The following is an 8,088-nucleotide window of genomic DNA, read 5'->3' on the forward strand; positions in this document are numbered from 1 at the left end:
CCCATGGACAAGCATGACGAGTCAGTGACGGATCTGATCCGCGCCCGCGATGTCCGTGGTTTCGAATCCTGGGCACTGCCCAGCTTCGATCCGCCGAAACCGGAACCCGAGCCGGAACCGGAGCCCGAACCGCCGGAAATGGAAGAAGTGCCGCTGGAAGAAGTCCAGCCACTGACCCTGGAAGAACTCGAAAGCATCCGTCAGGAGGCTTACAACGAGGGCTTTGGCATCGGCGAGAAAGAGGGTTTTCACAGCGCCACGCTCAAGGTGCGTCAGGAAGCCGAAGTGGCGCTGGCGGCGAAACTGGCCAGCCTCGAGCAACTGATGACCCATCTGTTCGAGCCGATTGCCGAGCAGGACACGCAGATCGAAAAGTCGCTGGTCGACCTCGTGCAACACATCACCAAACAGGTGATCAAGCGCGAGCTGGCCATCGATTCCAGCCAGATCGAACACGTCATGCGCGACGCGCTCAAGCTGCTGCCGTTGGGCGTGGACAACGTGCGTCTGTACGTCAATCCGCAGGACTTCGAGCAGGCCAAGGCCTTGCGCGAGCGTCATGAGGAATCCTGGCGCATCGTCGAAGACGACTCGCTTTTGCCGGGCGGTTGCCGGGTTGAAACCGAGCACAGCCGCATCGACGCCAGCATCGAGACCCGCGTGACCCAGGTCATGGCCAAACTGTTCGACCAGTTGCACGAACAGGCTCTGCACCCGGCCGCGCCGGACCTGAGCCTGGACATTCCTGAAGAAAGCCAACTGACGGCTGCGCCTGAAGAGCCGCTCGCGGACACCCCCGATGCGCCTTGAACGCACCAGTTTCGCCAAGCGCCTCAGCACCTATGCCGAAGCCACTGAAATCGCCGGCGCGCCGATTCTCGAAGGCCGCCTGCTGCGCATGGTCGGCCTCACCCTCGAAGCCGAAGGCTTGCGTGCCGCCATGGGCACGCGCTGCCTGGTCATCAATGACGACAGCTATCACCCGTCACAGGTGGAAGCGGAAGTCATGGGTTTTTCCGGCAGCAAAGTCTTTCTGATGCCGGTCGGCAGCGTCGCCGGTATCGCCCCGGGCGCCCGTGTGGTGCCGCTGGCCGAAACCGGGCGCCTGCCGATGGGCATGAGCATGCTCGGTCGCGTACTCGACGGCGCCGGACGTGCGCTGGACGGCAAGGGCGGGATGAAGGCTGAAGACTGGGTGCCGATGGACGGCCCGACCATCAACCCGCTCAACCGCGACCCGATTCACGAACCGCTGGATGTCGGCATCCGTTGCATCAACGGTTTGCTGACGGTCGGGCGTGGTCAGCGTCTGGGCCTGTTCGCCGGTACCGGTGTCGGTAAATCGGTGCTGCTGGGCATGATGACCCGTTTCACCGAGGCCGACATTATCGTCGTCGGTCTGATCGGTGAGCGGGGTCGAGAAGTTAAAGAGTTCATCGAGCACATCCTCGGTGAAGAAGGCCTCAAGCGTTCGGTGGTGGTCGCCTCGCCGGCGGACGATGCGCCGCTGATGCGTCTGCGCGCGGCGATGTACTGCACGCGCATCGCCGAGTATTTCCGCGACAAAGGCAAGAACGTCCTGTTGCTGATGGATTCGCTGACCCGTTTCGCCCAGGCCCAGCGGGAAATCGCTTTGGCCATCGGCGAGCCGCCAGCGACCAAGGGTTATCCGCCTTCGGTGTTCGCCAAACTGCCGAAACTGGTGGAGCGCGCCGGTAACGCGGAGAAGGGCGGGGGTTCGATCACTGCGTTCTACACCGTATTGTCCGAAGGCGATGACCAGCAGGACCCGATTGCCGACTCGGCGCGGGGCGTGCTCGACGGCCACATCGTGTTGTCCCGGCGTCTGGCCGAGGAAGGGCACTACCCGGCCATCGACATCGAAGCGTCGATCAGCCGGGTGATGCCGGCCGTGGTCTCGGCGGAGCACATGCAGCGCGCGCAGTACTTCAAGCAGCTGTGGTCGCGCTATCAGCAGAGCCGCGATCTGATCAGCGTCGGCGCTTACGTCGCCGGTGGCGACCGCGAGACCGATCTGGCGATCTCGCTGCAACCGCAACTGACCCGCTACCAGCGGCAGGGCCTCAACGACAAGATCAACATGGGCGAGAGCCAGGCTTACCTCGAAACCCTGTTCGCGCCTGCGGCGGGCGGGTAACCGGCCATGGCCGTGAGCCGAGCTGCGCGTCTGGCACCGGTGGTAGAAATGGCCGAACAGGCCGAGAAAACCGCCGTGCAACGCCTGGGTTACTTTCAAGGCCAGGTCAAAGTCGCTGAAAGCAAACTCGCCGACCTCGACGCCTTTCGTCTGGATTATCAGGAACAGTGGATCGTGCGCGGCAGCGACGGGGTTTCCGGGCAATGGCTGCTGGGCTATCACGGCTTTCTGGCACAACTGGACACCGCGATCGACCAGCAGCGCCAGAGTCTGGTCTGGCACCAGAACAACCTGATCAAGGCGCGCGACGCCTGGCAGCAGGCATTCGCCAAAGTCGAAGGCCTGCGCAAACTGGTGCAACGCTACCGCGAAGAGGCGCAACGCCTCGAAGACAAGCGCGAGCAGAAGCTGCTGGACGAGTTGTCGCAGCGCTTGCCGCGGCACGATCCGTATTAACGTGCCGCAGCAGTAGTGCTAGAGGATGGTCTGAGTCATTTGTCCAATATTTCGAAATTCAACGTTCTGGAAATACCCAGAAGCCTGGAGTGACGTATTACGGTGAAGAACGCCTGTATCTGTTTGCCCACAAACATCGAATGATTGCCACTGTCGATATATTTAGGGAATTCAAAACTATCAGCTGTGGGTGTAAGCATATCTAAGAAGGGATAGCCGATGTCGGCCATAAGGTAAAACATAAGTAAGTCGCCGTTTTGACCAGGGTAGCGCGAGATAACGGCGGATTTCCGAGATGCGTATTCTGCGTATGTGATGATGGTTGGTGACGCGGTGTTATGCAGGGACGGTTTTTCGAAAAGTTCAACTTTAGGCGATTTCATGATGCAGTCCTTTGACCTGAGCGCAGCGAAATTGCTGCCGCTTGATTAAGGGCTATGCCTCTTTCCTCGGTCTACTGTCAGATCTGACAGTGGCGACAAGCGGCAGTCGCGGAGTGGCTGCAGGGCCTCGGTTCTCCTGCGCAAACTGGTGCAGCGCTACCGCGAAGAGGCGCAACGCCTCGAAGACAAGCGCGAGCAGAAGCTGCTGGACGAGTTATCGCAGCGCTTGCCGCGGCACGATCCGTATTAACGTGCCGCAGCAGTGGTGCTAGAGGATGGTCTGAGTCATTGGGCTAATATTTCGAACCTGAGCATTGCGGAGAAACCCACGAATGTAGAGTCACGGGTTACGACGAAGAACGCATGTACTTGTTTGCCCTCAAGTTCCGAAAACCTGGTGCGGTCGACGTTCGTGCCCCATAGCTCCTGCTCACTATAGATCTCAATAATATCCAGGCTGGGGTAGGGTGTGTCGGCTATAAGGTAAAACGTAAGCGTTTCGCCTATTTTATTAGGGTAGCGCGCCACCACGCTGCATCTAAGCTCTCCACCTAGGAATTCATCGTAGGTCATGATGTATGGTGACTGGGTGTTATGCAGGAACGGTGCTTCGAAAAATGCATTAGGCGAGTTCATGATGCAGTCCTTTGACCTGAGCGCAGCGAAATTGCTGCCACTTGATTAAGGGCTATTCATATTTTCTCGGTCTACTGTCAGATCTGACAGTGGCGACGAGCGGCAGTCGCGGAGTGGCTGCAGGGCCTCGGTTCTCCTGCGCAAACGGGTACCGCGCTACCGCGAAGAGGCGCAACGCCTCGAAGACAAGCGCGAGCAGAAGCTGCTGGACGAGTTGTCGCAGCGTTTGCCGCGCCACAACCCTTTTCAAATTGCCCAAAAACTCCCTGTGGGAGCGGGCTTGCTCGCGAAGGCGGTGTGTCAGAGACACCAATGTTGACTGACACACCGCTTTCGCGAGCAAGCCCGCTCCCACATTTGGTTCTGCGCTGAGCCTTGCCCCAACCCTGCCCAGGTGCTAAACCTTGTACACGTTCGTCAATGACAAGGAAGCCAGTCAATGTCAGTCGTTACAGAAGTCTCTCCGGATGGTCAAAAACTGACGATTTCGGTCAAGGGGCGGTTCGATTTTGGACGCCATCAGGAGTTTCGCGAGTCCTATGAGCGACTTGACCAGAAACCCGACTCCATCGTGGTTGATCTGAAAGATGCCACCTACCTCGACAGCTCCGCGCTGGGCATGCTGCTCCTGCTGCGCGATCACGCCGGCGGCGACGACTCGGATGTACGCGTGATAAACAGCAACTCCGACGTGCGCAAGATCCTCGCCATCTCCAACTTCGACAAACTGTTCGACATCAGTTGACGGCCATGCAGGCGCAAGAGCCGCTGACGATCCTGATCGCCGAAGACAGCGCCGCCGACCGGTTGCTGTTGGCGACCATCGTCCGCCGTCAGGGCCATGAAGTATTGACGGCGGCCAATGGCGCCGAAGCGTTGGAGATGTTTCGTCGACAGTCACCGCATCTGGTGCTGATGGACGCAATGATGCCGGTGATGGACGGCTTTGAGGCGGCGCGGCAGATCAAGGCGCTGGCGGGGGAAACCCTGGTGCCGATCATTTTCCTGACCTCACTGACCGAGAGCGAAGCGCTGGCCCGTTGTCTGGAGGCGGGGGGCGACGACTTTCTGGCGAAGCCCTACAACCAGGTGATCCTCGCCGCCAAAATCAAGGCGATGGATCGCTTGCGCCGCTTGCAGGCCACGGTGCTGCAACAGCGTGACCTGATCGCCAGACATCACGATTACCTGCTCAATGAACAGCGCGTGGCCAAAGCCGTTTTCGACAAGGTCGCGCATTCCGGTTGCCTGAGCGCGCCGAACATCCGCTACCTGCAATCACCCTATGCGTTGTTCAACGGCGACCTGCTGCTGGCGGCCTACACCCCGGCCGGCGACATGCATGTGCTGCTCGGTGATTTCACCGGCCACGGCTTGCCGGCGGCGGTGGGGGCGATGCCGCTGGCCGAAGTGTTTTACGGCATGACTGCCAAGGGCTACGGCCTGGCCGAGACCCTGCGCGAGATGAACGCCAAACTCAAGCGCATCCTGCCGGTGGACATGTTCTGCTGCGCGACCATGCTTTGCCTGAGCTTTCAGCGGCGTTCGGTAGAGGTGTGGAACGGCGGCATGCCTGACGGTTATCTGCACCGGATCGCCACCGGCGAACGGGTGCCACTGGCGGCGCGCCATTTGCCGCTGGGGGTGCTCAGTCCGCAAGCGTTTGATGATCGCACCGAAGTACAGACCATGGCCGTGGGCGACCGGGTGTTCCTGCTGTCGGACGGGGTGATCGACACCACTGACGCCGACGACCGCTTGTTTGGTGTCGAGCGTTTGCAGCAACTGTTTGCCGCCAATCGTGAGCCGGACAACCTGTTCGCCGAGATCGAGCAGGCCTTGCACGCCTTTCGCGGCGAGCCCCGCGACGATGTGAGCATGGTCGAGATCAGCTTGCTGGAGGCGGCGCAGGTGATGCCGTCGGCACCGGTGTATTCCGACAGTGGTCAATCCTGTCCGCTGGATTGGTCGGTAGGTTTCGAGTTTCGCGGGGCGACGCTCAAACGCTTCAATCCTTTGCCGTATCTGCTGCAGTTGTTGCAGGAAGTGCACGGTTTGCGCACCCAGGGCGGGGCGATCTACAGCGTGCTCGCCGAGCTGTACTCCAACGCGCTGGAGCACGGTGTTCTTGGTCTGGATTCCAGCCTGAAGCGTGATGCCAGTGGCTTCGCTCGTTACTATGAACAGCGCAACGAGCGGCTCGAAGCCCTGCAGGACGGTTATGTGCGCGTGCATCTGCAGGTGAAGCCGCAAGGTGCCGGGGGTTGTCTGGTGATCCGCGTCGAGGACAGCGGCAAGGGTTTTGACGTGGCGCGGGTGATGGAGCGGCCGCTGGAGGGTGTCCGTCTGTCGGGGCGCGGCGTCAGTTTGATCCGGCAATTGGGGCATAACGCCAGTTGGTCGGACGAAGGTCGCAGTGCTTGCGTGGAGTTTTTCTGGGAGGGTTGAGGCATAATTCGCCGATTCTTGATCAAGGAGTGAACAAGTGACTGACACACATATTGATCGCGAGGCGCTGTGCGTACTGCGCGAAGTCATGGAGGAGGGTTATCCGGAGCTTCTGGATACCTTTCTGGCCGATTCCGAAAGTCGCTTGGCTGAGTTGCAGAACACGGCGGATGCCAAGGCTTTGTCTGAAGTTGCCCACAGCTTCAAGGGCAGCGCCAGCAACATGGGAGCTGTCCGGTTGGCGGCGCTCTGCCAGGAGCTGGAATCGGAAGCCAAAAATAAAATCCCCTCGGACATTGCCAGGCTGGTGGCTGACATCAGTCGCGAGTTCGCCGATGTTCGCCCGATCTACGAAGACGAACGCCAGCACGCCCTGACCCATTGAACCCTGCCGTCCGGCGCTTTTCGCAAGCGCCGGACAAAACTGGCCCGACACTTGCAATAATCCTCGTCAACTGTACCTACGATCCCAGTGCAGCGGAGACCGTGTCATGCCTGCGACCCCCAATGTTCTTCTTCAATCTGCCGCCCAGGCCAAGGCGCAAGCCGCCGCCGCGAAAACGCCGGTCATGGCCGCAGACACCGGGGACAAGGCCTCAAGCTTCGCTCAGGTGTTCGCCGATCAAGGCCCGAAAAAGACTCTTGCGAACTCTGACAGTTCGTTGAAACCGGCGCGCGACAAGGTTGCCGACAACAGCGACAAGAAAGATTTCGCCAAGGATAAGTCTGCCGCCACGCAACAGACCGTTGCCGATAGCGGCAATGCCTTGCCTGCCGACAAGACCGCGTCGACCACCTCCGATGATCAGGCCGCCGCTGACAAGGCCGCCGCCGATGCTGCTGCCGACAGCGCGCAGACGCCAGTGGCCGACACCACCCCGGTGGATCCGGCGCTGGATCCGGCACTGGCGCAAACCGTGCAGCCGCTGGTGACCGCGCCGGTGGTGGCAGCGCCAGTCGCTGCAACACCGGAACCGGCCAAAACCGAAACGCCGGTCGTGGCCGCCACTTTGGCGCCAGCCGTGGTCAAAGATCCGGCGGCATCAACCGATAGCGCGTTCGACCCGGCGGCCGATCCACTCGACTCGTTGCCGGCGCTGCGTATGGCGATGGAGCAGGGCGGGCACATTTCCGCCAGCAGCCAGGCCCAACCCAAAGCTACACCGGCCCAGGCTCAGGCCGACGGTGAATTGACTGCGGCGCAGAACTTCGCTGCCGGCATGGCGAGCATGCTCGACGTGCAGGCCGACAAGGACAGCACCAGTCAGAATGGTGAAAAGGCCTTCAGCGGCCTGATAGACGATGGCCTGAAAGATCTGAAGGCTGCTACCAGCGACACCCGTGTCGATGATTTCGCCAACCGTCTGGCGGCGCTGACTCAGGCGGCCACTCCGAAAACCGCGAACGCGGTGCCGGTGAATCAACCGATCGCCATGCATCAGAGCGGCTGGACCGAAGAAATCGTCAACCGCGTCATGTACCTGTCCAGCGCCAACCTGAAGGCGGCGGATATTCAATTGCAGCCGGCGGAACTCGGGCGTCTGGATATTCGGGTCAACATGGTGCCGGATCAGCAGACCCAGGTGACCTTCATGAGCGCGCACCCAAGCGTGCGCGAAGCGCTCGACGGTCAGATGCATCGCTTGCGTGACATGTTCACCCAGCAGGGCATGGGCCAGGTCGATGTCAATGTCTCCGACCAGAGCCGTGGCTGGCAGGGTCAGCAGGGTCAGGAACAGGCGCAGCAGGGCCAGAGTGGTCGCACCAGCGCCGCGGGCGGACGTCTGGATTCGGCGGAAGAAGAGCTGACGCCGGCGGCCGTGGCGGAAGCTGCTGCGCAAACCACCAGCGTGATCGGCAGCAGCGCCGTCGACTATTACGCCTGAGCAAAATCAAGAGCCCCTCACCCTAGCCCTCTCCCACAGGGAGAGGGGACCGATTGGGGGATGCTCGCGAAGTACGCCGACCGGATACTTGCGCTGTGAATCCATAATCGACTCGGTCTTT

Annotated in this window: 9 protein-coding genes and 2 pseudogenes; 9 read left to right on the forward strand and 2 right to left on the reverse strand. The window is 60.7% G+C overall.

What is annotated here, in order from left to right; all coding sequences use genetic code 11:
- Window positions 1-3 precede the first annotated feature (3 nt).
- From fliH to fliJ, 3 genes are read left to right on the forward strand one after another with little or no spacing between them, the layout of a single operon-like run.
- Entirely contained in the window at window positions 4-810 is an 807-nt protein-coding gene (gene fliH / locus J1G18_RS23465; RefSeq protein ID WP_223008690.1) for a flagellar assembly protein FliH, read from the forward strand.
- A complete protein-coding gene (gene fliI, locus J1G18_RS23470) occupies window positions 800-2,158 on the forward strand; it encodes a flagellar protein export ATPase FliI (protein ID WP_047599980.1) in 1,359 nt (452 codons plus the stop codon). Before fliH ends, fliI begins: the two co-directional genes overlap by 11 nt.
- Window positions 2,159-2,164: 6 nt before the next feature.
- Window positions 2,165-2,614, forward strand: a complete 450-nt coding sequence (fliJ, locus tag J1G18_RS23475) for a flagellar export protein FliJ (protein WP_095139370.1) — start codon at window positions 2,165-2,167, stop codon at window positions 2,612-2,614.
- Window positions 2,615-2,649: 35 nt separating this feature from the next.
- Here fliJ and J1G18_RS23480 read toward each other — a convergent pair whose 3' ends face one another.
- Window positions 2,650-2,997 (reverse strand): hypothetical protein, encoded by a 348-nt coding sequence (locus tag J1G18_RS23480; protein WP_095139371.1) that lies wholly within the window; start codon window positions 2,995-2,997, stop codon window positions 2,650-2,652.
- Window positions 2,998-3,133: 136 nt separating this feature from the next.
- On the opposite strand from J1G18_RS23480, the pseudogene J1G18_RS23485 reads away from it, so the two are divergent.
- A pseudogene (locus J1G18_RS23485) lies at window positions 3,134-3,247 on the forward strand (flagellar FliJ family protein); the annotation flags it as partial.
- Window positions 3,248-3,282: 35 nt separating this feature from the next.
- On the opposite strand, the gene J1G18_RS23490 reads toward J1G18_RS23485, so the two are convergent.
- Window positions 3,283-3,633: a hypothetical protein gene (locus J1G18_RS23490; RefSeq protein WP_166495474.1), complete on the reverse strand. Its 351-nt coding sequence runs from the start codon at window positions 3,631-3,633 to the stop codon at window positions 3,283-3,285.
- A 136-nt stretch (window positions 3,634-3,769) separates the two neighbouring features.
- Here J1G18_RS23490 and J1G18_RS28125 point away from each other — a divergent pair.
- From J1G18_RS28125 to J1G18_RS23510, 5 genes and pseudogenes are all read left to right on the forward strand, one after another.
- Window positions 3,770-3,880: pseudogene (locus tag J1G18_RS28125) on the forward strand (flagella biosynthesis chaperone FliJ); the annotation flags it as partial.
- Between the two features lie 192 nt (window positions 3,881-4,072).
- On the forward strand, window positions 4,073-4,378 hold the full coding sequence (locus tag J1G18_RS23495; protein ID WP_166495475.1) for an STAS domain-containing protein: 306 nt from the start codon (window positions 4,073-4,075) through the stop codon (window positions 4,376-4,378).
- Window positions 4,379-4,383: 5 nt separating this feature from the next.
- The gene (locus J1G18_RS23500; protein WP_223008692.1) at window positions 4,384-6,081 is read left to right on the forward strand and encodes a fused response regulator/phosphatase; all 1,698 of its coding nucleotides are present in this window, start codon (window positions 4,384-4,386) and stop codon (window positions 6,079-6,081) included.
- Between the two features lie 37 nt (window positions 6,082-6,118).
- Window positions 6,119-6,466, forward strand: coding sequence for an Hpt domain-containing protein (locus tag J1G18_RS23505; RefSeq protein ID WP_316851795.1), 348 nt, complete (start codon window positions 6,119-6,121; stop codon window positions 6,464-6,466).
- Between the two features lie 106 nt (window positions 6,467-6,572).
- The gene (locus tag J1G18_RS23510; protein ID WP_098967846.1) at window positions 6,573-7,967 is read left to right on the forward strand and encodes a flagellar hook-length control protein FliK; all 1,395 of its coding nucleotides are present in this window, start codon (window positions 6,573-6,575) and stop codon (window positions 7,965-7,967) included.
- The last annotated feature ends 121 nt before the right edge of the window (window positions 7,968-8,088 follow it).

The sequence above is a fragment of the Pseudomonas sp. MIS38 genome, from assembly GCF_019891575.1.
In the GTDB taxonomy this organism is placed as follows: domain Bacteria; phylum Pseudomonadota; class Gammaproteobacteria; order Pseudomonadales; family Pseudomonadaceae; genus Aquipseudomonas; species Aquipseudomonas putida_A.